The organism is Acinetobacter sp. CWB-B33 (genome assembly GCF_039655955.1).
Lineage (GTDB): Bacteria > Pseudomonadota > Gammaproteobacteria > Pseudomonadales > Moraxellaceae > Acinetobacter > Acinetobacter bouvetii.
In genome coordinates this window covers 803,437-825,787 of sequence record NZ_JAGFEU010000001.1, presented here as the reverse complement: position 1 = coordinate 825,787, position 22,351 = coordinate 803,437, and the positions used below count along the sequence as shown (strand labels likewise).

Here is a 22,351-nt window from a genome sequence, read left to right as displayed (position 1 = left end):
CATAAGAATAAATGCTGTTCAAAAATTAATGATCCAATAAATTTACAGCTTCTGTTTGCACATCACTCATAATTTCGCCATGCGCTAAAAGATGGTCAAAATATTCTTCAACAACTTTGTATTGATCGGCTGTGGATTCAACCTTGTACATATTTTGACGGAATTCATTACTGGAACGCAGGCCTTTGGTATACCAGGCAATATGCTTGCGCGAAATCCGGCAGCCTGAATATTCGCCATAAAACTCATACAGCTCGCTTAAATGGCCAAGCAATACAGTTTTGACTTCTTCAATATTAGGTGCAGTCAAATACTCGCCTGTTTCCAGATAATGGGCAATTTCACGGAAAATCCACGGACACCCCTGCGCAGCGCGGCCAATCATCACGGCATCCGCACCTGTATAATCCAGCACATATTTAGCTTTTTCAGGGCTGTCAATATCGCCATTGGCAATCACTGGAATGTTCAGCATGCTTTTCACGTCTTTAATCAGCGAATAGCGAGCCGTGTTTAAATACATGTCTTCACGGGTCCGGCCATGCAAGGCTAAGGCGGCAATACCCGCTTCTTCTGCGCGCTTTGCAACACGCATAATATTTTCATGGCCATTTAAATAGCCCAAACGTGTTTTCAGCGTGACCGGAACATCTACAGCTGCCACAACTGTATCCAAGATACGCGCAACCAAAGCTTCATCCTGCAGCAAAGCGGAACCTGCCAGCTTATTGCAGACTTTTTTTGCAGGGCAGCCCATATTAATATCGACAATCTGCGCGCCATTAGCAACTTGATAGCGCGCTGCTTCAGCAAGCTCTTGTGGATCTGAACCGGCTATTTGCGCTGAAATTGGCGCAATTTCACCATCAAAATTCGCGCGGTATAAACTCTTTTTGCTCATACGCAGCGTTTTATCTGCAGTCATCATTTCACTGACTGCATGGCCTGCGCCAAAGTATTTGCACAATGTTCTGAATGGGCGGTCAGTGACGCCCGCCATCGGCGCAACCCATAGTTTTTTCCCAATAGGTTTATCAAACAATTCTTTGATTACAATATGCTGAGTCATGCAAAAGTGTCCACGCGCGATGATGATGCTGTACGTTGTGCAAAATGCCTTGCTGAATGGCCAAATAGAAAACGCCGTTTTCCAAATAGCCTGCAAAGGAAACCGCCATGCTGATATACAAGCAAAGAGAACGTGACAGCCCTTGAAGGAGAAATTTCAATGGGAAGCAAGTCTAAAACTTTCTGCGCAAAAACTCTAGCCAATGCTGAGCAAATATAATAAGCCCTGACCGTGAAAACTCTGGATTCAGCAGTCAGGACATTCAGCCAAGCGATTCAAAATTTAAGTTTCAATGCGCACAATTTTTCCCTGTTCATCATGATGAACAATACTGATTTTCTGCTGGCGCCCCTGCTCCACTTCCTGTACAGGCACATTAAAATGATGCACATAATCGGTCATGGTTTTTTGCTGTGTTTTTTGCACAGTCTTAGCAGGCATGTAGTTAGACCACAGCAGTAAAGCGGCGGCGCAGGCCAGCAATGCGGTTATCCCGTGTTCTAGCCCCAAACCAAAAGCGCCGAATAAATGCTGCAATACATGGTGCTTTTGCAGGCTGATGAAACCTGCAACCAGCAGCACCGGACGCCACAGCAGCAGCCATACCGCCCACATCACGGCCGTACTGGTACTGGATGCATAGCGCTTATGCCATGGCAGATGATGGCGCAAATCAATAATTAAGCCGTTATTTTTCATTTGTTTTATTCTCTAATGAATTGTTGATGCGTATGCCGCGGTCTGGGCTGACCCAGCGCGCACGCTGCCCCGTACCTAATTTTAAAACTTTTGGAAAAGCCACAATGCTTGCGGTGATGGTAATCAGCCAAAATACAAAGGGATACCAGATCATCCAATAATAATTCTTCGCTAAGGCGGGCTCATAACGGCTGTCCATCCATTTGCTGACCGCAAATTGGAGCAGGCAGGTTGCCCCCAGCAGCATCCCCGTTCCATACGGTAAAAATGGTGAACCGATATCTCCGACACCGGTGATAGGCACAATAAAATGCACTAGCCAGACCACGGCCAAGAGCAGCATCAAATAGGACCAAACCAAAGTCAAAATGAGTTCCATCATCAGCGGCCATAAGAAGTTCAGCTGCGGCTTCATCAAGACATCAATATTTTTCAGCAGCACTTGCGCCCCGCCCATGGCCCAGCGCAGGCGCTGTTTCCATAAGCCATTCAATGTTTCAGGCATCAGGATCCAAACCAGTGCATTGGGTTCAAAATGGATATTCCAGCCTGCCCGCTGCAGCTTCCAAGTGATGTCGATATCTTCAGTCAGCATATCTGGCGACCAATATCCAACAGCGTGCACAGCGCTTTTACGAAAAGCGGTAATGACCCCCGACACAGTAAACAGCCTGCCGAAGCTTTGCTGCGCACGCTTAATCATGCCGACAATGGAGGAAAATTCTCCGACCTGAATCCGCCCGATTAAGGTGGAACGGGTGCGAATACGGGGATTTCCGGTCACAGCGGCCACGGTTTCATCTTCAAGAAAATGGCGCATCATCCATGATGCCGCATGCGGGTCGAGCAGCGCATCACCATCAATGCCAATTAAATACTCAGCATCCGTCAATAAACTGCCCGCCTGCAAGGCCATTGCTTTGCCTTGGTTTTGCGCCAAGTGCACCACGCGGAGCTTTTCATGCTGCAGGGCGAGGCGGTTTAAAACCTCTGCCGTATTGTCAGAACTGCCATCATTGATCGCAATCACTTCAAAATTCGGGTACTGCAACGCCAGCGCATGGCTGAGTGTTTCTTCCGCATTGTCACCTTCATTAAAGCAAGGCACCAAAACTGCAACTTTTGGGTACTCCGTTAAAGCTGCAGGCTGCTGATACGGCGGATCTTTGCGCTCTTTCCAGTAGAAAATCAGTGCCCCAACCATCCAAAGGTATGACATAAACAATGGATAATAAAAAACAAAGTGCAAAGCCGAATGCCAAAAATGCTGAAATGCCAACATAATCAATTCCTCTAAGGAATAAGTTTGCTTGATTTCAAATCAAAGGCTTTGCGCATTACGCTGCTGTCTGGATGATCTTTAATCGGATCATCCGGATAATAGGCAACATGCATTGCACCCTGTTCATACAAGGACTGAATGGTTTTAGCCATCTCATCGGATGGGATCTTTTGATTGCTGCGCCAATCTACCGCCTGCAGTTCAAATACAGTCTTCTTAATGCCATTTGGATATTTTTTGACCCGATTGACAATATCCTGATAAAACTGCACGGCATTCGGCACCTGCTCCATATATGGCATCGCCATAATGGCCGTGAAATCATAGCGTCTTAAAGACTCCTCTAAAGACTGCGAATACCAGTTTTCCGCATAAGGCTTTAGTGCGACCTGCGCATACAGATTGCGCGCAGTCAGCAGAAATGGCTGATACTGACGGACATCCGCAGCCAAAGACAAAGCAAAGTCATCAATCGATTTTGTTTTAAACGCAGTCCATTTCTGCAAATCGGCATCATTGCTGCGGATTGCGGCCAGATCATTTGGCAGCCCAATAGACGCATAGGCTTGTATGGCTTGAGGACTGGCATCCTCATAATCGGACAAAGTTGTATCGTCATGGAACAAAATGCCATTAAAAGGCACAGACTTTGCCAAATCTGTATAAATGCCGGCAATGATTTTACGCGCATCTGAAGAAAAAGGGCTGAGGCGCTTATAGCCCATATTTAAATGTGCGCTGTCGCCGCTTTGCTGCGTGACGACAACATCATCAGCCACCGGATTATTTTTTGGCAACTCCCACGCCAGCAAAGGCATCCACGCATATACACGGCTGACATGGGTGCGGGTTTGAATCTGCCAAGCCACCCGGTTGAATAAGTCGGCACGCATTGGCAAATAGCGGTTCGGGAAATACACCATATCTGCAGAGCCATTCGCATCAGGATCTGAAAACGCCTGCAAATACACTGTATTCACTTTCATTGTTTCTATGCGGTCCAGCAGGTTGCTGAGGTTCCGCTCCTGCTGTGCAGGATTCGGATCATAGATATAGTCCAAATCAATATGCATGATTTTCTGCGGGCGGTTGTTATCGCCCAAATTCTTTTGCCGGTTTTCAATTTCCTGCGCCAAATCATTGGTGGACATATTGCCGTCTACCAAGATCCGGTTTAATTGATTCAGCGCGCTTTTCGCAGAGTCAGCGCCATCATCCAGACTAATGGCTATCGGCATGCCCAAATGCTTGGCAATAGACACTGTTTGCAAATTATAGCGTCCGTAAGGCCAAACCATCACACGCGGGGATTGAATGCCATGCGCTTTCAAAAGCTGATTGTTGTGCCTTAAATCTTCAGTAATGCGCTGCTGATAATGCAGGTCATCTTCATAAGAGGCTGTTTTCGGGTCATAGAGGCGTGTTACAGCAGCCGGCTCTGAATTGCCTTGCGGGTTGCCTAAAATACCGCGGTGCAGATTGTAGCTGTGGCTGGCAATTTCAACCAAACCGCTGTTTTGCATTTCTTTGAGCTGTTCCCACGACAGCATTGCATTGCGCGGAATGATCTCATCTGAGAAATTGATTTTCTGATTTTCCGCCGGTTCCAGCCAAGAGCCGACTACAGCCAGCACTGCAGGTATTTTATTGGCCTTAATGATTGGATAAGCATTTTGATAAAAAGACTCATAGCCGTCATCTACGGTCAATAATACCGGTTTAGCGGGCAAGCGTGCTTTGCCTGCATGCGCCTGCAGCAATTGATCGACATTGATAAAATGATAGCCATTCTTTTTCAGCCATTCGATATGCTTTTCAAATTGAGCCGAACTTACAGCATACTCAGGAATAAGCGCATTTTGCTTATTGATAATTTCATGATAGCCAATCACGGTCAAAGTTTGGTCGCTGGATGCTGCTTTCGCCCATGCCATAGGGGTGTAAAATACAGAGGCTGAAAGTGATGCTGCAAGAATATTAAGAAGAAAACGAATTTTCATGGAGATTTGCTCAAAATTAAAAGCAGAAACTGAATCTTGAACTTACATCATCCAGATATTTTCGTTTTCCTTAACAAAAATTCAAGTTCAGTTTCCGTTTATACTTTTTACCAACTCAAGATGAAATGAATCTTAAAATCACCATGCAGAAGAGCGATTTAGACTGAAAATCCTGTTTAACAAACCGCCTAGGCCTACTGAAGGCATGAAACAATCAAACATTCATGCTGTATTATTTTTATTCGTTGGCGCCTCATCGCGCTGCGCCATTTTCACAGGTATGTGAATGTCCGCTTTCTGCACTTCAAGCTTCTGACAAGCCTTAGAACCTGCAAATCATTGCCGATATGATAAGCCGCATTAACTGCCGAATAACCTGAAGATATGCAACAGAACAGCGCCAATAAAATAGTTGCTCAGCAGCATAGACAAAGGCCAAAAACTTGCTGTATTTTCAAGAAGGATACAAGATTAGTTCATCCTTTTACCAGCAGCCATAGTATACTGCACCTGCCCTGCGGCTCATCTTTTCGGAACATGCTTTCTACGATATGAAAAAAACTTTTGCATACTCTGCCCGTGTTAAAACAATATCTGTTTTGGCCCTCTCAATCAGTTTAGCGGCTTGCGGCAATGGGTCTTGGTGGTCTAAAAATGATGAACCCACCTTAAATGCAGAACAAATCCGCAAGGCGATTCCGCCGCGGGTGCAAAATCGCTCATCTTGGGCGCAGGATATTTACGACATTACCGATCAGCTGGGCATTCCTCAGACCAAGCAAAACATCTGCTCGATTGTGGCTGTGATTGATCAGGAATCCAACTTTGTTGCTGACCCGCAAGTGCCGGGCCTCGGTGAAAAAGCGGTTAAAGAAGTGCAAACCCGTTTGGACGAGAAGTTTAAAGAAAAATTAGGCGACGGTATTGGCGGTACAATGGCGGGCTATTTTGAAGAGGTTCTGAAAACCCAGCCCAGCCCAGACAATAACTATTTAAGCCAAATGCGCAAAGTCACAACAGAACGTCAGCTGGACGAGCTGTACCGCGAAATTTTTGACTATATGTCTAAGCACTACCATGTCAGCGCATTAACCGGCGCAGCCAAGCTGGTCGGCCAGGACATCGGTGAAAAAATGAACCCGATTACCACTTTGGGTTCTATGCAGGTTCATATTGGCTATGCCAAAGCGCATAAACGCCAAGGCGGCAGTATCGCTGAACTGCGTTCAGATATGTATACCCAGTACGGCGGCATGTATTACGGCATCCACCGCCTCATGATGTACCCGGCTGATTATGATAAGCCTATTTACCGCTTTGCCGACTACAACTCAGGGCGCTATTCGAGCCGCAATGCGGCCTTTCAAAGCATGCTGAATGATTTGACAGAAGCTGAATTAAGTCTGGATGGCGACTTATTGCTGTATGATAAAGACGGCTCGCCGCGTTCAGCAAAAAGTGAATCTGAACGAGAATTGCTTAAAGTCTTTTCGGCGAATAACGTGATTTTGACGCCGCGCCAAATCAGGGCTGATTTAAAGAAAGAAAAAGACCAAGATTTTGAAGATACAGCCACCTACCGTGCTGTCACCAAATTGTACAAAGAAAAAACCGGCAAAGAGCCTTTTTATGCCATGATGCCGGAGGTTGTCATTTCGGGGCCAAAACTGAGCAGAGAATACAACACCAATTGGTTCGCGAGCAGAGTAAACGGACGCTATCAAACATGCATGAACAGAATAAAACATCTAAAAATTTAGCACTTTTTGATTTTGATGGAACCCTGTGCAGCAAAGACAGTTTTACAGGGTTTATTTTTTATTCACTTCGGAAGCGGCATATTGTCCGTCAAGGGATTAAAATCCTGCCGTGGATTCAAGGCTACTATTTAAACCTTTACCCCGCGCATGCCATGCGCCCAAAACTGTACCGCGCCATGTTCAGCAATTCAGATGCGCTTGATGTACAGCGCATTGCTGAAGAATATGCCGAAAAACTGCTGGACTCACTGAACCCTGCCCTGCTCAAGCAGCTGCGCGAACATCAAAATTTAGGCCATGATGTTGCGCTGGTTTCCGCGTCAGTCGATCTGTATTTAAAACCCATCTGCCAATTATTAGGCATAGACTTAATATGCTCTGAAGTCGAAATTAAAAACCAAAAAATTACAGGGCACTACCAGACTGCAGACTGCAGCGGTGAACAGAAAAAACTGCGCATTTTAGAAAAATTCAATCTGCAGGATTACGCCAATATCTATGCCTATGGCAACAGTTTTGAAGATCAGGAAATGTTGGAACTGGCAAACCACCGCTTTATGGTCGGAAACGATGCAGATCTGCCAAAATTGACTCATCCTCCCTCAAGCAGCAGCTATGCCCATACACCTTAATTCATTCCCAAACTGATTCAATCTTAAAACAACATAATTCTGCACAATAAAAAAGCCATGCATTGTATGGCTTTTTTATTGTGCAATTTATATTGCATACGGCTTACTTTTTAAATGGAAACGCATATTTCACAATACGCTTAAGGACGCTGCCATACTGCTTAACCAGACTGGCATTGTTATAGTTCAAACCATATTTTTCACAAACCGCCTGCACTTTTGGCGCCATCTTGCGGTAGCGACGCGCCGGAACATCCGGGTACAAGTGATGCTCAATTTGATGGCTTAAATGGCCAGTTAAAATATGGAAGGCCTCTGAACCTGTTAAGTTTGAAGAACCGCGGATTTGACGCATGTACCAGTGACCGCGGCTTTCATTTTGCAGTACAGATTTAGGGAACACTTCCACATCTTTGGTAAAGTGGCCGCAGAAAATAATGCTGAAAGTCCAAATATTTCGGATTCCGTTTGCAACTAAGTTTCCAGTAAAGACCGGTAAAGCCGCTGGCCCAGCAATTAATGGAAAAAAGACATAGTCCTTAAACAATTGCTTGGTGATTTTTTTCTGCATCGGCTTCCATTCTTCTTTGGCCTGCGCTTTAGTCTTGCGTCCATACAGCAGTTTGCCGATTTCTAGGTTCTGAATGGCAACCCCCCATTGAAACAGCAAGCAAAATGGAATGCTGTACAGCGGCTGGAGAAGATAGCCCGGTTTCCAGCGCTGCTCAGGGAACAGGCGCACCATACCATAACCGATGTCATCATCCATGCCTTTAATATTGGTATAAGTATGATGTTTATAGTTGTGGGTTTGACGCCAGTTGTCTGAAGTGCCGACAATGTCCCACTCGTAGCTCGGGCCATGGAACTTCGGATCATTCATCCAGTCATATTGGCCATGCATGACATTATGGCCCAATTCCATATTTTCCATAATTTTGGCAAAGCCAAGCAGGCCTGTGCCCAGCACCCACGCCGGCGGAAACCATCCTGCAAATAACAGCGCGCGGCCTGCCAATGATGAATAGCGGATCGTTGAGTAAACGCGGCGGATATATTTGGCATCTTTTTCACCAATATCATCCAGCACTTCTTGCTTAATGGCATCCAGCTCAAGCGCAAGATTATCCAAGTCAGCCTGGCTCAGCTCACGATTTTTCGGGTTTTTAAAATATTCAAATTTTACAGGCATATTCATGTTAATTGTCCTACCTTATAAATCAATCACGAGATCAGACTGGGCCGAGTTCACGCAAATTTTCAATGCATTGCCAGGCTCTGAGTTTTGTGCGCCGTTCAGTAAATTTTTAGTTGCTCCTTCAGCCTTGTTGCACACGCATTTATTGCAGATGCCCATCCGGCAGCCATGTGTCGGCTTAAGATTCTGCTGTTCCAAGCCCGCTAAAATAGACTGGCCTTTTGGAATGCTGACCACTTTATTGGATTGCGTTAATGTGACATTCACAAAACCAATATCGTCAGTTTGCGCAAGGCTCATACTGAATGCTTCGCTTTTAAACACTTGCGCAGTTTGAGCAAATAATTCTTCTGCTTTGCCAGAAAAGCCTGAAGGCCCGCAAGCAAAGACAGTTGTGTCAGTTAAATTTTCAATTTCAGCTGCATGGGCTTCATTCAAGCGCGCATCGTGATCCGCTTCTTGTGTATAGAAAATCTGAACACTGAAATTTGGGTTTATTTCCGCCCACTGTTCAAAAATCGCTTTAAACGCCGCATCTTCATAATGCTTTACCCAATACATCAATTGGATCGGCTGAGCGTTGAGCTGATTGTTTTGGTTCAAGGATTTCAGCAAACTGTACATCGGCGTAATGCCGCTGCCTGCCGCCAGCAAAACCAAAGGTTTCTCCTTTGGAACGGTCATGTCGCCGAATGGAATGCCAAATTCAAGAATATCGCCTGCTTTTGCCTGCTCTGTCAGCCATGTGCTGACTTTGCCTGCTTCTACTTTTTTTACACTCAGCAGCACATGCTGATGATCCAATTGAGTCAAACTGTAAGTCCGTTCATAACGTACGCCGTTGACCGTTACAAATATTGGATGATGCTGACCTGCTTCACCGAATTTAAAATGGCGGTTGACCTGCAAAGTCAAACTGACCATGTCATCCGCGGCAAATTCCTTATGCACGACTTTCGCCAAAGCTTGATTGCTTGACCAAAGCGGATTGAATTTCTGCAGCCAAAAATTGACAGCATTGAAGTCAATAACGCTTTCTGTAAAGAAACTCAAAGGCTGTTTCGTTTTCTGAAGTGCATGCATTGTCATAGACATCTCATTGCGGTTTTATAATTATTATACACATGTATATATATTTGTATATATATTCGTTCATTTTATCTAAACCCTACAAAAACTGTAAGCTTTTGCGATAATATGGTATGGTTTCTAATCCCTTGAAAAATATGACTCCGTCTGCATTGAAAGCGAAAATAGGTACTATGCTCCAAGAACAAGCAATCCCTGAAACAAATGCTGTCCGCACAGTTGGCCGTAAAGCGACCATTACAAAAGAAGAACTGTTTCAAGCAGCATTGCATTTAATTGGTCCGCAAAAAAGCATCGCCTCATTAAGCCTGCGTGAAGTCGCACGGGAAGCCGGCATTGCGCCAAATAGCTTTTACCGCCATTTCAAAGATATTGATGAGCTGGCTATTGAACTGATTGACCGTTCAGGCTTGGTGCTGCGTCAAATTCTGCATGAAGCGCGGCTGAAAGCATCTAAACAAAACAGTATTATCCGCAGTTCTGTTGAAGTCTTTATAGAACAGCTCAATATTGATAAAGGCAATTTAAGCCTATTGTTGCGCGAAGGCTATACAGGTTCAGCATCGTACAAGCAGGCGGTCGAACGCCAGCTGAATTTTTTCCAGCAAGAGCTGAAAGAAGACCTGATTGTTCTGGAAAGGCTCAACCAAAGCAAATTGGCGCATCCGGACATTGTCGCCAAGGGCATTACGCAGCTGGTATTCAATATGGGCGCCAAAGTGATTGATTTGCCGGCAGACGAACGCAAAGAAGTGGCTGAACAAACTATGATTATGATTCGGATGATTCTGGAAGGCGCGCGCCATCTGGATGAAGCCAAAATCCGCTAACGGCTTCAGGCGGCAGCTAGCTCAATAAGCCGATCTGCTTCGCCAGATGCACTGCTTTTGTCCGCGAATTGACTTGCAGCTTTTGATAAATTTTCTTGATATGCACATCAACTGTAAAGCGGGAAATATGTATTTTTTCGCTTATTTCACGGCTGCTGAAGCCGCTGGCGATGAAATTCAGAATTTCCAGTTCACGGCTGGACAGGTTTGCCTGAAGGTTTGCAGCTGCGCCTGCCACAGCCTGCACTTGTGTCACATGCAGCTGCTTTAAAATTTCTTTTGCAATGCCTGGGTCAATAACTGCCTCACCCTTAAGCATGGTGCGGATTGCAAACATCAGCTCAATATCATCCCGTTCCTTTGCAGCATAGCCTTTAGCGCCGGCAGCCAGAGCTTTATAGATCATCTCCGTAGTATTCCATGCCGATAAGACCAATACGGGAGCATTCTGCGCATTCTTCTGGCACAGGGACTGAATAAACTCTATGCCGCAGCCATCCGGCAGATCCAAATCGACCAGAAAAAAACCGATACAGTTCTGCCGGTAAATCTGCTTTGCCCCATCTACGGTCTGCGAGAAAAATAAGTCGCCATCCAGATAGCCAAAAGTTTTCAGAATATTATGGATGCGCGCCTGAGCGCTGGGATCATCTTCCAGAATCAGTATTGGCTTAAGCAAAGGGAAGTTCAGATTCAGCATTTGACTGTCCGATATATTTTTTTATATTTTTTGCTATATTTAGTATAATTTCTATCCCTAGAATTGGGGATTTGTTGATGAGGCATTCACTCTTTTTTTTAGATAATTTTTAGCAGCTTAGCAAGCCAAAAGGCGGAAATTCAACTGAACCGCTTAAGCGGATTCTCGCGTGTCGCCGCATTGCGTCATGACTGGGCCAGAAAGGCCTTTTTTTCCAAATAGAAACTTTATTAAAAAAATATCAGGCTGCTGTACAATTCTAATTTCTTATGCAGCTCAGCGGATCAGAAATACTAAAAGCTGCGCAGCCTTTAGTATTTCTTCAAGCAGCTTACTTGATTGGCAGCGTATCGTAGAAGCCTTCCAATACAGCAGCGCCTTCCAGCGGTTTAAAAACTAAAGCCCACTTAGTTGTATTAACCGCATTCGGGTAAATTGGCTTAACTTCCACCTCAAAGCAGTAATGCGTTCCAGCAACAACCTGCTCATAATAAGCCGTTAAGGTATATTCACAGCCCAGAAGCTTTGAAAAAATTTCATCAAATGTTTTCCATACTGGACTGCCCAACAGTGGAGTTTTTTTCGCACTCCAAGCGCCAACTGCATGATTCATAATATTTTCCTTGTTATCATAATGCTTTATAAGCGTTAAATACTGCCTGATGGAATACTTAACGCTTATTTTTATAGTCATTTTAATTTTTCATGGGCATACCTAAAAATAAGTATTTTTCATGCGGGCCGAAAATTCATGATATATACCTAAATTTAGGTATCGCTAAAACTGCACTGCAGCAGCATAGTTTCACTTACTATGAAATAAGTTAAAGCTGACTGCTCATGCTCAAAATTAAAAATTTAGCTTTTTTAAGCGCAATACTCAGCTGCACGTTTACATTGAACAGCTACGCCGACAACTGCACCGTTACGGCGCCAGTCACAAATGTTAATTTAAATTACGCTCAAGCTGGACGCGTATCTGCAAATTTTAAAAATTGTAAAATTCGAGTGCGCCCTTCTTTTCAATGGTCTAATCCCGCAGGCAATAGTTCAGTCTTCCGTTTAGACGGCAAACCCGATGTTTATATTCCGGTCAGCCTCTATTCCAGAATCGGAGGAGATTGGGATGGCAACTATCCTGTCGTAGGCGCATCGATGACCGCCGCAAATGCTTATGCAGATTTCAACGTCCATTTCAACAGCTCAAGCCAAACCAAAAACCTGAACACCTATGCAGAACTTTCCTCTTCTCACTATAAAGATTTAGCGCAATATCCAGTCGGCACTTACAGAGCCAGCCTCACTTTCTCCGCGGCTGAATGGTAGCGCTGCGTCATTCAATATTAAGGTTTTGGATTATTAGGTTTTATTCATCAGGCTGATGATCAAACAATGCGCCGAATGAATTCAAAATACCTAAATTTAGTTATTCCCTAAGAATCATTCAAATCTAAACTCAATCATATATTTAACATTTTATAAATATATTTTTATTCAGCTATAACACAGCCCGTTTTTTAAGCCTTGGGAAATTAAAAACATGAAATTACTATTTAAACTAACCAGCGCCTTGCTGCTTGGAGCAAGCGCTTTTGCAGCGCATGCAGCAACACAAAGTGTCACTGTGCAGTATACATTGACTGTTCCAACCGCATGTACGCTCTCCAAAGCCGGCACGACAGTTGCAAAGTCGCTGCCAGTTGATGGCACGCCTGTAAACGAAACTTTCAGCGTCATGTGCAATGCGGATTATACAATTTCGGCCCAAACCAAGAACTCTAGCGGTTCTGTAAATCAATCATGGCTGCGCTATGCCGGCCCTAAAGGAACCTCACTTATTTCATATCCAATTACCTTATCCAGCCCTTTACGCAATGTGCCTGTGAATAATGCGGCAGGCACTAAAGTTACAGCGGGGCTGTCAGCCACGCCTGAAATTTACACATTAACCGCAAGCGCTCCAGCTTTTTCGCTGTCCTCATTACTTGCAACAGACTACACCGACGAAGTTACGATTGAAATATCCTATTAATTGGTTTTATTAAGAAACATAAATTCATTTTATGTTTCTTAACTTATGTATTTTTAAGCCATGCTGCCTCAAAATATTTTAGCTGGCAAGCCTGTAATTGAACCGAACTGATTTTAAATAAATCATCTGAAGTCATGAGTAAATTAAATCTGCGCTGCGGAATGTTTAATTTATTTTGTTTATAAAATCATATACTTCCATCAAGCTGATTCATTCTCCCGAAGGGCTTTTTATGTGCCAGAAAAGACCTGCAACTATTTTTGAATTGCTTTGATTTTTAGATTTATTAGGGGAAAAAAGAATAAATGCCTTCCATCTTGAACAAATTATCGTGCCTGCTTATTGCTTCAATCGGGGCAGTCAGCATCCCCGCACATGCTGATTTGTCTATTTTTCCAATCAAGCTTTTCATCACTGGCGATAATGGGCAGCGCACAACCACCATGAATGTGATTTCTTCAAATGAAGAACCGCCGCAAAGCTATGAAGTTCATGTATTCCGCTGGACGCAGGATGACCAGGGCCATGAACTCTTAACTCCAGATACAGAGTTGATGATCAATCCGCTTACTTTTATGCTTGAACCGAACAGCAAGCGCATTATCCGCATGGGGTTCAAGCAGCCTATTGCGTCCATGCAGCTGCAGGAAGAAGCCGCCTGGCGGATCAAATTTATTCCCCTTCCTGATGCCGAGAAAGCTAAAGGCTTAAAATATGCTTACAGTTTTAATGTCCCGTTATTTGCCGGGACGGACTTTAAGCCAGAGATGTCTTTTCAGCTCGCGAAAAACAATAAAAATCAGCCGGTGCTGCTGGCAAAAAATTCAGGTACCGCCCATTTTCAAATCACGGGTTTCAAACTGCAGAATGCTGCTGGAAAAGAAATTTTTAATTCCCAAGAACTGAAGTATGTTTTGCCGCATAAACAAGTTGCATTTGATTTAAATACATTGGCTGTTAAGCCTGATTCAAACCTTAAACTTATTGTTCAAACAGCAGACTCTAAAACACTGCAATTTGATGTGTCGGAGTAATGACAATGCTGATAAGACAATTATGCAAGATCCGCAAATCCCCGCCTGTGCTGATCCTGCTGCTGTGCTGCATTCAGTTAGAACATACGCAAGCGCAGGACGTTTCGCCTGCATCCGCAGCAAAGCCGCCTGTAAGCAGCCCAAATTCAGAAAATGCAATTTTGGGGCTTTGGATTAATGGTGTAGACCTGAAGCAGGATGCATTTATTTTAAGGGAAAACAGCCAGACCTATATCGAATGCAGCCTTTTAAAAGGCGGATTTGTCGATATATCCAAATTTACCCATTTAAATAAAGACAATCTGCAATATTGTTTAATTGACCGCCCGGATATCAGCAGTCAAATGGATGAACAGCATCAACTATTCAAGCTCAGCATTCCTGCGCAATATATGCTGGCGCAAAAGCTGTCATCTCAGCAGCCATACCTGCCGGATCTGCCCAATTTAGGCGGTTTTGTAAACTACAATCTCTATTTTCAAGATGGGGATTTTAATAAGCAGGCAAATGCCTCTACAGACTTAAATCTCTTCTGGAAAAATATACTCTTCAACAGCAGCCATGTTTTCCGGAAAAACTATAATCATGAGCAGGCTAATGTCCAGAACAGCAGCCGTTTAAATACCTCATTGAGTTTTGAGTTTCCAAAACAGATGAGCAGTTTAAAACTGGGCGATAATATCAGCACCTATACCGGCTTAAACCAGTCCTTCTATTTTGGCGGATTCAGCTTTGGCACCAACTTTACCAGCCGCCCGAATTATATCTATTGGAACACCCCCTCGATTGAAGGCAGCGCGCTGACTCAATCCAGCGTCGATTTAATTATTAATGGCACGCAAGCCTATAATGCCAAAGTCAATCCAGGCCAGTTCAATATAGACAGCAATCTTGGCTTTAATGGCCTCGGCAATGCTGAAATTGTCGTAAAGGATATTTTAGGCAATACAACGGTTAAAAGCATACCGATCTTTGTCAATCAGCGCCTGCTGCGCCCCGGACTGACGGATTATAATATTTCCGCCGGCAAGCTCCGCTATAACTATGCCTATGATGACAATGATTACCGCGACTGGTTCGGAAGCGCCTATATCCGCAGAGGCATCAGCTCATCCACGACATTGGGCGCTGTTGCCGACTACAGCAAAAAACTGGAAAGCGCCGGACTGTTATGGAGTCAGTATCTGTATAAGCTTGGCTTGCTGGAAGTGAATTCTTCCTACAGCCATGCAGATGACCTCGGTTTAGAAGGCTATACCGTCAATACTGAATTTAAGCGTGATACGCAATCGTACAGTATAGGCTTGCGCGCTCAGTATTACAGCCCAGAATTCCGCATGCTGGGTTTAGATGACTATACAGCCAGTTACCTGCCTAAGCAGGAAAGCCAAATCTACTTATCCAGAAATCAAATTCCATTCATTAACAACTTATCGTTAAGCTATGTTGAGAGAAAATACCGCGAAGGCACTGACCGGCAGGATCAGCGGATTTTCAACTTAAGAACCAGCCAATCCCTCGCAAAAGGGCTTTTTGGCAGCTTCGGCGTGTCCTATGATGCAGAAAGCGGCGACCGCGCCAGTGTCGATTTGATGCTGAGCTATAACTTTGATGACCGCAAGCATTCTATCACCTTCTCACAGCATGATGATGACGAGACCAGCCTGCAGTTCAACAAGTATTCTTATGAAAACACTGGTTTTGACTACACGGTCGGCGCAAGCCGCTCACATGATGTATATTCCGGCAATCTCAGTACACGCTTTAAAACCAACGCCGGCGACTTGAATTTGCAATATTTGCAAACAGATGATCAAAAATATTACACCGCAAGCTATATGGGATCACTCGTTTGGCTGGGCAATCGCTTTGACCTGAGCAAATACATCAACAACAGCTTTTCGCTCGTCCGCTTAGAAAATACGCCAAACATTGATGTGTACAGCAATGGCTCATATATAGGAAAAACCGATAAAAATGGGGAGATTTTCAGCTACAACTTAGCAGGCTATACCAAAAACAGCATTGCCTTTGATGAAAGCCAAGTCGGCATTGATGCCAATATTGCCGAAACATTCCATACCTTTATGCCAATGAATCAGCGCGGCTACATCATTGATTTTCCAATTAGCAATCATCAAAGCAGAGATGTAACCTTCAGGTTTGTTGATGCAAATCAGCAGGCTTTAGCCAGTGGCAGCGTGGTCCGTATTTTAGGCATTCCAAATGCGAAATACCCGATTGCCAGCAGCAGTCTCGTTACACTCTATGACTTGATGCCTAGAGATTACAGTTTGGAGGTTCAAACTGCGGATAAAGTCTGTAAAAGTGAATTTACCTTGGGTCCCGATACAAAGGTCAATGAGCCAATTACCCTCACTTGCCAATAACGCTCAAAAAGCATTAAAAGGAGATTCTTAAGAATCTCCTTTTTTTACGGCCTGTAAATTTATTATTTTTTGCACACATTGTGCAGTTACTTCCGGCTGTTCCAGCGGGAACATATGCCCGCCATTGACAACACTGAACTCAATACCATAAGTTTTTTTCATGCCTTGCGGCAATCCCTGCTTATAAAAATGGCTTTGATCTGCTGTGATGAGGTGTACAGGCATATTCGGCGCTTTACGCGGCGTCCGCCACCACCAAGCCGGCACAGTACGGAAAATATGCGCTTCTACATGCTTAGGAATGCTTAATGTCACGCCGCCGCGCTGTTCATCAGCCTGAATGCCATGTGCAAAATAATCATCGAAACATTCCTGATCAAAATTTTTAAACAAACGGTTATGGCGCAGCGCAGCATATGCTTCATCAAAACTTTGCCAGCAATCATTGCGCTTGAGCGTGATCGCTGCAGGCGTGATTTTATCAACAGCTTTCAGCCTTAACTTTTGCATGCCTTCAAAAATGGCTGATTTGGGGCCAATTACAAAAGGCGGGTCCATAATGATCAATTGCGAAAACAGATCAGGACGCTGATACGCCGCCATTAAAGTCACCAAAGAGCCAAATGAATGCCCTAAACCAATGACCTGCTGATTTGGAAATTGCTGTTCAATGTCTTGAATCACTTGGCTGACCAAATGGCTCCATGTATATGTCACAGGAAATTGAGCACTCATTCCCAGCACAGGAATGGCTTTTATTTTATATTTTGCATCAAATGCCTGAAAAAATTTAGCATAGCTGCCAGCAGGAATACCGTTGGCATGAGTAAAATGTATAGGCTGAAACATAAAATTTAAAGAACAGGAATCATTGCTGGTAGCCTATCGCGTTATGCATTTTTTAGTAATTGCATTTCTGCATATTCATCTGAATGTTCAGTCATTCTTCCATCTCAATACACCAGCAGGCAATCTGCTACTTTGCAGAAACCACCAAATTTTGATTTGGCATAAATGTTGCGCCGCAGGAAGTTTGATCTCCAGCAATGACCACCGCCCGCCCTTTAACCACCGTAGTTTGATTGGATGCAATTGCGGCGGTCATCACGTTGCATTTTGGACAAAAATGCTTCATGCCGTTCAAATGCACAGCAATGCCATTAATTGTAAAAGTATTTTCGCATTCAGAGACGACGCCGCCATGCGAAGTTTGTGAGCCTAAAGTCACCAGTGCTTTTGCCATTCTTTTTATCCTTACTTTATTCATTATTTTAATTATGCGTGCATTCTAGCTGAATTGGTCTCCAGCCTCCAGTCTCTGCACAATGTGTAGCTCTCATTTTATCAGGATAAGTGCCATATCTTGGCAATGATTAAGTTTTTAGCTGTATTCCAGCTATAATGTTTTTCAAACTATATGTTCCATTTTATGAGGCTTTCATGAATTCCGAAGAACGTTCTGAGTTATTTATTCAGCAAATTCAAAACGTATTGCTGCATGACTGGGATCCATTAAACATCCGCAAAGATGCATCGATGCAAGACGAATACGATGCGTATATTGTTGATGTCTTGGATGTACTCGAAGATAAAAGCGCAGCAGCTGCCGAAATAGCCCGCTGCCTGCAGGAAATTGAACATGAATTTTTAGGCATAAAAAAGCAAACTGACCGCGCTGAAAAGGCCGCGGCCAAAATTTGGCAGCATTTTGAAAATTTTATCGCTTAACCAATATCAGCTTTTTACTTTGGCAAAATAGCCTGAATTATTTTCTGCCAGCCCATAAAAAAAGCGCCCATAGGCGCTTTTTTAAAAGAAATGATACGGCATTGAAAGCCCTGAATTAAGGCTTCACTACAACCATGACTTGAATCGCTTCCGGCGTAACAGACAGGCCATCCAGCAAGCCCAAGCCTTCTTTTTGGAATTTCTGCAGACGCGTAATTTCATCTTCACGAATGCTTGGATTGAACTGCTTCAGGTATGTTAAACGGTCAATTTCATACTGCCATTTACTGCCATACAATTCTTTAGCCTGCTGCTTGAAGTTTGGCAATGCTTCTTTCGCAATCTCCAGCGCTTGATTATAACGCTCTTCAATCACATCACGGCGCGCTTTCACCACTTGACGGCAGCTGTTGCTGTCTAAATGATGCAAATAAGGCTTCAAAATTTCTGGCGCAATTTTTTGCGATAAATCTTGGCCTTTTTCACTTAGAAGCACACGCACCAATTGCTGCGGCAAGCTCGACGGCAAGTTCAGCGCTTTCGGCGCAATGACGTCCACCTTAAACCACACTTCAATCAGCACAGAACCTTGCGGCAGCGCTGCCGATTTCAGCACAGCCACATTGGTGCTGCCGAAACCTTGAGTATTGATCATTTCCATCACGCTTTCTGTGAATGGATGTTCCAAAGTCAGGTACTGCGCATCTTCACGCAGCTGCGCTTGGTCACGGTAGAATGTCGCCGTCATGCCGTCTTCATCCAAGGTCAGGCCTTGAACCTGCATTTGATCAGTCGGCTTAATGATCACTGTGCCATTGCTTTGTTCATCAAAATCAATATTGGTTGCCGCCATAAAGCGCTTCATGAACATTGGCAAAGTGGTATTGTCGTCGTAATCTTCTAATGCAGTGACAATTTCCTGCGCCACGATTGGACGGCAAGAGTTGTATTCCAGCAAGCGGTCTCGGCCAGCCTGCAGCTCGGCCTCCAGCGCTTCACGCTGTACAGACACTTCTTCCAGCAAATCTTCAAACTGCTGCCCTAAATCTGCCAATAAGCAGTCTTTTAAGTTCACAATGAAGTTTTCCTGCAAAGTTTGTGCCGTTGGCGAAATATTGCTGAAAATGTTCAGGCCTTCATTGTACCAGCGGAACATACGCTCTTGCGCAGTGCCTGCTAAGTATGGCACATGAATTTGAATGCGGTTTTGCTGGCCGATACGGTCTAAACGGCCAATACGCTGTTCCAGCACGTCAGGGTTTGCAGGCAAATCAAACAAAATTAAATCTGAGGCAAACTGGAAGTTGCGGCCTTCAGAACCAATTTCTGAACACAGTAAAATCTGCGCGCCATAAGACTCCTCTGCAAAGTATGCAGCCGCTTGGTCACGTTCCAGCAGGCTCATGCCTTCATGGAACATCGCTGTGCGGATACCGGCATGCAGGCGAAGCACATTTTCCAAGGCTTCAACCACTGGGCCGCTGCGGGCGATCAGCAAGACTTTATTGTGTTTTAAATCTGTGCGCAGTTTTTCCATCAGCCACATCACGCGCGGATCATGTTCCATCCAAGCGCCATCCAGCTGCGCTTCTTCTGGCCACATCTGTTCACGCAGCTTGCCGTCTTTAGACCAGTTTTCCGGCGCCGGCAATGGCGCAGGCTGACAGTCACGGCCTGGGAAGCCTTGAATCGCTTCACGCGTGTTGCGGAATAAAATACGGCCTGTGCCATGGCGGTCTAAAATTTCGTGAATCGCGCGGAAGCGCTGTTCAGGCGTATCGTCTATGCGCTGCCCCAGCAGCGCTTCAACCGCATCTAAATGCATTGCTTCTAACGGCATATCCGACATCAGCACTTCTGCAATTTTTGCAGTTTGCTGATACTGCTCTTCTTCATCCAAGAAACGGTCAAGTGAATTGAAACGTGAAGGATCGAGCAAACGCAAGCGCGCAAAATGGCTTTCTACGCCCAGCTGCTCTGGCGTTGCAGTTAACAGCAGTACACCAGCCGTTTGCTGCGCCAATTCTTCAACCAGATCATAGCGGTCATTGCCGCCTTCTTCTTCGCTCCACATCAAATGATGCGCTTCATCGACCACCAGCAGATCGAAACCAGCCTCTAAAGCTTGCTCGCGCAAGTCGTCATGGTCAATCATTAAATCAATGCTGGCAATAATGCGCTGTTCAGTTAAGAACGGATTCTGTTCTGGATCATGCTCTTTAATTGATGCGGTTCGGGTCAAATCAAACAAAGAGAATTCAAGATTGAAGCGGCGGCGCATTTCAATCATCCACTGATATTGCAGTGAATCCGGTACTAAAATCAGGATGCGCTCTGAACGGCCCGTTTTTAACTGCTGATGGATGATTAAGCCGGCTTCGATGGTTTTACCCAGACCCACTTCATCTGCCAGTAAAACACGCGGCGCGAAACGCTTGCCGACTTCATGCGCAATATACAGCTGATGCGGAATCAGGCCAACACGTGAACCGACCAAACCGCGCAATGGGCTGGACTGCATATTGGCCTGCATCAGCAGTGACTCAATGCGCAGGTCATACCACTCTTTGTAATCAATTTGGCTGGCCAGCAGGCGGTCTAAAGGCTTAGACAGCTGAATATTGGCGCCAATACGGGTTTCGTTCAGCGCTTTGCGCTCTTCTGTGCCATCCGCCAATGTCCGGATCACGTTGTAGCGCAATACGCCATGGCGGTCTTCTGCGGACTCAACTGACCATACTGTGCCTTCCTGATCCTGAAGTTCATCACCAGAGTTAAAAACAATACGGGATAAAGGCGCGTTGTGGCGTGCATACACACGGGTTTCATCGCTTTTGGGAAATAAAATGCTGACCGATCGTTCATCTACATCAATAAGAACCCCTAAGCCAAGTTCTGTTTCTGTGTCCGATAACCAACGTTGACCAATAGCGAACTGCTGCAATTTTTCCACCTTTATCTTGAGTAAGGACTGCAAATTTACGACCCAAATCCTGTTGGATATTTGAGCAAAAATTCACACCGAATAGCAATGTATTTTGACATAAAGCCCACTAAAAAGTGAGCCTCATTTTGAATGTTTAATCAGTATTTTCTAGAATGGCGCCGGACAATGAAATTCAATGACCTGATCTGTCACAGGATGCTGAAAACTCAAGCGTTCCGCATGCAGGCAAAGACGAGGCATGAGCGCTTGATGCGGTTCATCAGCATACAGCGTATCCCCGACAATCGGATGACCTAAATATTGCATATGCACCCGCAGCTGATGTGATCGGCCTGTAATGGGCGTCAATTTTACACGTGTTACGGACACACCATTAATTTGAAATTTTTCAATAACTTCCCAATGCGTGAGTGCTGGCTTATTGTGCGCTGGGTCTGCAATATGCAAGGGCGGACGGCTCGGATCATAAACCACGGGAACATCAACAGTACCTTCACCTTCTAAAGTACCTGCCACAACAGCATGATAAGTTTTAGACGTTTGGCGCTCTTGAAATTGACGGGAGATGCGGTTTTGACCTAAGCGGGATAGACCAAAAACCAGAATACCTGATGTATCGCGGTCTAAGCGGTGAATCAGTAAGGTTTTTGGTTCTTCTTGGAGCAGGCGGCTGATCAAGCAATCCTGCAAGTCTGGCGTTTTCCCTGGAACAGTGAGCAAGCCTGCTGGCTTGTGGATTACCATAAAATCCTCATCACGATGAATCAGATGTTCTGTCAGAAAACTATTCAATGTTTAATCCAGGCCAATCGCGAAAACAAGGGCGCAATGATAAAAAGCTTAGCCAAGAAATACAATGCGAAATGTCAGATTTAATACCGTTTTTTACGATTTTAGAAAAAAAAAATTCCAATTGGCCTAAATTTAATTTTTAGGCATCAGTATTTGTAGCAATTCATGC

The 22,351-nt window shown here is 44.6% G+C and carries 20 protein-coding genes; 8 read left to right on the top strand and 12 right to left on the bottom strand.

The features are described 5' to 3' along the window. Positions 1-25 precede the first annotated feature (25 nt). The 4 genes from dusB to pgaB all read right to left on the bottom strand — a co-directional run bounded on the left by dusB (position 26) and on the right by pgaB (position 5,050). Positions 26-1,069, bottom strand: coding sequence for a tRNA dihydrouridine synthase DusB (gene dusB, locus JZ784_RS03895; protein WP_346313879.1), 1,044 nt, complete (start codon positions 1,067-1,069; stop codon positions 26-28). A gap of 282 nt (positions 1,070-1,351) precedes the next feature. Next, positions 1,352-1,768: a poly-beta-1,6-N-acetyl-D-glucosamine biosynthesis protein PgaD gene (gene pgaD / locus JZ784_RS03890; RefSeq protein ID WP_346313878.1), complete on the bottom strand. Its 417-nt coding sequence runs from the start codon at positions 1,766-1,768 to the stop codon at positions 1,352-1,354. Further along, complete coding sequence (gene pgaC / locus JZ784_RS03885; protein ID WP_346313877.1) at positions 1,758-3,050, bottom strand: poly-beta-1,6-N-acetyl-D-glucosamine synthase; 1,293 nt, start codon at positions 3,048-3,050, stop codon at positions 1,758-1,760. The genes pgaD and pgaC overlap by 11 nt, the downstream gene beginning before the upstream one ends. 11 nt (positions 3,051-3,061) lie before the next feature. Further along, positions 3,062-5,050 carry a poly-beta-1,6-N-acetyl-D-glucosamine N-deacetylase PgaB gene (gene pgaB, locus JZ784_RS03880; protein WP_346313876.1) on the bottom strand — a complete coding sequence of 663 codons (1,989 nt, stop codon included), beginning with the start codon at positions 5,048-5,050 and terminating at the stop codon, positions 3,062-3,064. 551 nt (positions 5,051-5,601) lie between these two features. On the opposite strand from pgaB, the gene JZ784_RS03875 reads away from it, so the two are divergent. Together JZ784_RS03875 and JZ784_RS03870 are read left to right on the top strand one after the other, a co-directional pair. Next, positions 5,602-6,810: a DUF1615 domain-containing protein gene (locus tag JZ784_RS03875; protein ID WP_346313875.1), complete on the top strand. Its 1,209-nt coding sequence runs from the start codon at positions 5,602-5,604 to the stop codon at positions 6,808-6,810. Beyond that, positions 6,777-7,442 (top strand): HAD-IB family hydrolase, encoded by a 666-nt coding sequence (locus JZ784_RS03870; protein WP_346313874.1) that lies wholly within the window; start codon positions 6,777-6,779, stop codon positions 7,440-7,442. Before JZ784_RS03875 ends, JZ784_RS03870 begins: the two co-directional genes overlap by 34 nt. A gap of 103 nt (positions 7,443-7,545) precedes the next feature. On the opposite strand, the gene JZ784_RS03865 is transcribed toward JZ784_RS03870, so the two are convergent. Then, positions 7,546-8,640, bottom strand: coding sequence for an acyl-CoA desaturase (locus tag JZ784_RS03865; protein ID WP_346313873.1), 1,095 nt, complete (start codon positions 8,638-8,640; stop codon positions 7,546-7,548). A 15-nt stretch (positions 8,641-8,655) separates the two neighbouring features. Next, entirely contained in the window at positions 8,656-9,723 is a 1,068-nt protein-coding gene (locus JZ784_RS03860; protein ID WP_346314251.1) for a ferredoxin reductase, read from the bottom strand. Between the two features lie 179 nt (positions 9,724-9,902). Here JZ784_RS03860 and fabR point away from each other — a divergent pair, with 179 nt between their 5' ends. After that, positions 9,903-10,559 (top strand): HTH-type transcriptional repressor FabR, encoded by a 657-nt coding sequence (gene fabR, locus JZ784_RS03855; protein WP_228128346.1) that lies wholly within the window; start codon positions 9,903-9,905, stop codon positions 10,557-10,559. A 16-nt stretch (positions 10,560-10,575) separates the two neighbouring features. Here the strand turns inward: fabR and JZ784_RS03850 are convergent, their stop codons facing one another. Both JZ784_RS03850 and JZ784_RS03845 read right to left on the bottom strand, forming a co-directional pair. Continuing rightward, positions 10,576-11,259 carry a response regulator transcription factor gene (locus JZ784_RS03850; RefSeq protein ID WP_346313872.1) on the bottom strand — a complete coding sequence of 228 codons (684 nt, stop codon included), beginning with the start codon at positions 11,257-11,259 and terminating at the stop codon, positions 10,576-10,578. 331 nt (positions 11,260-11,590) lie between these two features. After that, positions 11,591-11,872, bottom strand: a complete 282-nt coding sequence (locus tag JZ784_RS03845; protein WP_005010519.1) for a hypothetical protein — start codon at positions 11,870-11,872, stop codon at positions 11,591-11,593. Positions 11,873-12,099: 227 nt separating this feature from the next. Between JZ784_RS03845 and JZ784_RS03840 the strand changes: the two genes are divergently transcribed. The 4 genes from JZ784_RS03840 (at position 12,100) to JZ784_RS03825 (ending at position 16,715) form a co-directional block, all read left to right on the top strand. After that, complete coding sequence (locus tag JZ784_RS03840; protein WP_346313871.1) at positions 12,100-12,585, top strand: hypothetical protein; 486 nt, start codon at positions 12,100-12,102, stop codon at positions 12,583-12,585. Positions 12,586-12,799: 214 nt separating this feature from the next. Then, the gene (locus tag JZ784_RS03835; protein ID WP_346313870.1) at positions 12,800-13,291 is read left to right on the top strand and encodes a spore coat protein U domain-containing protein; all 492 of its coding nucleotides are present in this window, start codon (positions 12,800-12,802) and stop codon (positions 13,289-13,291) included. A 305-nt stretch (positions 13,292-13,596) separates the two neighbouring features. Continuing rightward, a complete protein-coding gene (locus JZ784_RS03830) occupies positions 13,597-14,325 on the top strand; it encodes a molecular chaperone (protein ID WP_346313869.1) in 729 nt (242 codons plus the stop codon). 5 nt (positions 14,326-14,330) lie between these two features. Beyond that, positions 14,331-16,715 carry a fimbria/pilus outer membrane usher protein gene (locus tag JZ784_RS03825; protein ID WP_346313868.1) on the top strand — a complete coding sequence of 795 codons (2,385 nt, stop codon included), beginning with the start codon at positions 14,331-14,333 and terminating at the stop codon, positions 16,713-16,715. A gap of 27 nt (positions 16,716-16,742) precedes the next feature. On the opposite strand, the gene JZ784_RS03820 is transcribed toward JZ784_RS03825, so the two are convergent. Next, positions 16,743-17,564 carry an alpha/beta hydrolase gene (locus JZ784_RS03820; RefSeq protein WP_346313867.1) on the bottom strand — a complete coding sequence of 274 codons (822 nt, stop codon included), beginning with the start codon at positions 17,562-17,564 and terminating at the stop codon, positions 16,743-16,745. A gap of 127 nt (positions 17,565-17,691) precedes the next feature. Further along, positions 17,692-17,958 (bottom strand): PAAR domain-containing protein, encoded by a 267-nt coding sequence (locus JZ784_RS03815; RefSeq protein WP_346313866.1) that lies wholly within the window; start codon positions 17,956-17,958, stop codon positions 17,692-17,694. Between the two features lie 197 nt (positions 17,959-18,155). On the opposite strand from JZ784_RS03815, the gene JZ784_RS03810 reads away from it, so the two are divergent. Continuing rightward, a complete protein-coding gene (locus JZ784_RS03810; RefSeq protein WP_346313865.1) occupies positions 18,156-18,443 on the top strand; it encodes a hypothetical protein in 288 nt (95 codons plus the stop codon). A 115-nt stretch (positions 18,444-18,558) separates the two neighbouring features. On the opposite strand, the gene rapA is transcribed toward JZ784_RS03810, so the two are convergent. After that, positions 18,559-21,396, bottom strand: a complete 2,838-nt coding sequence (gene rapA / locus JZ784_RS03805) for an RNA polymerase-associated protein RapA (RefSeq protein ID WP_219189547.1) — start codon at positions 21,394-21,396, stop codon at positions 18,559-18,561. Between the two features lie 141 nt (positions 21,397-21,537). Then, on the bottom strand, positions 21,538-22,182 hold the full coding sequence (locus JZ784_RS03800; RefSeq protein WP_346313864.1) for an RluA family pseudouridine synthase: 645 nt from the start codon (positions 22,180-22,182) through the stop codon (positions 21,538-21,540). Positions 22,183-22,351: the final 169 nt, after the last annotated feature.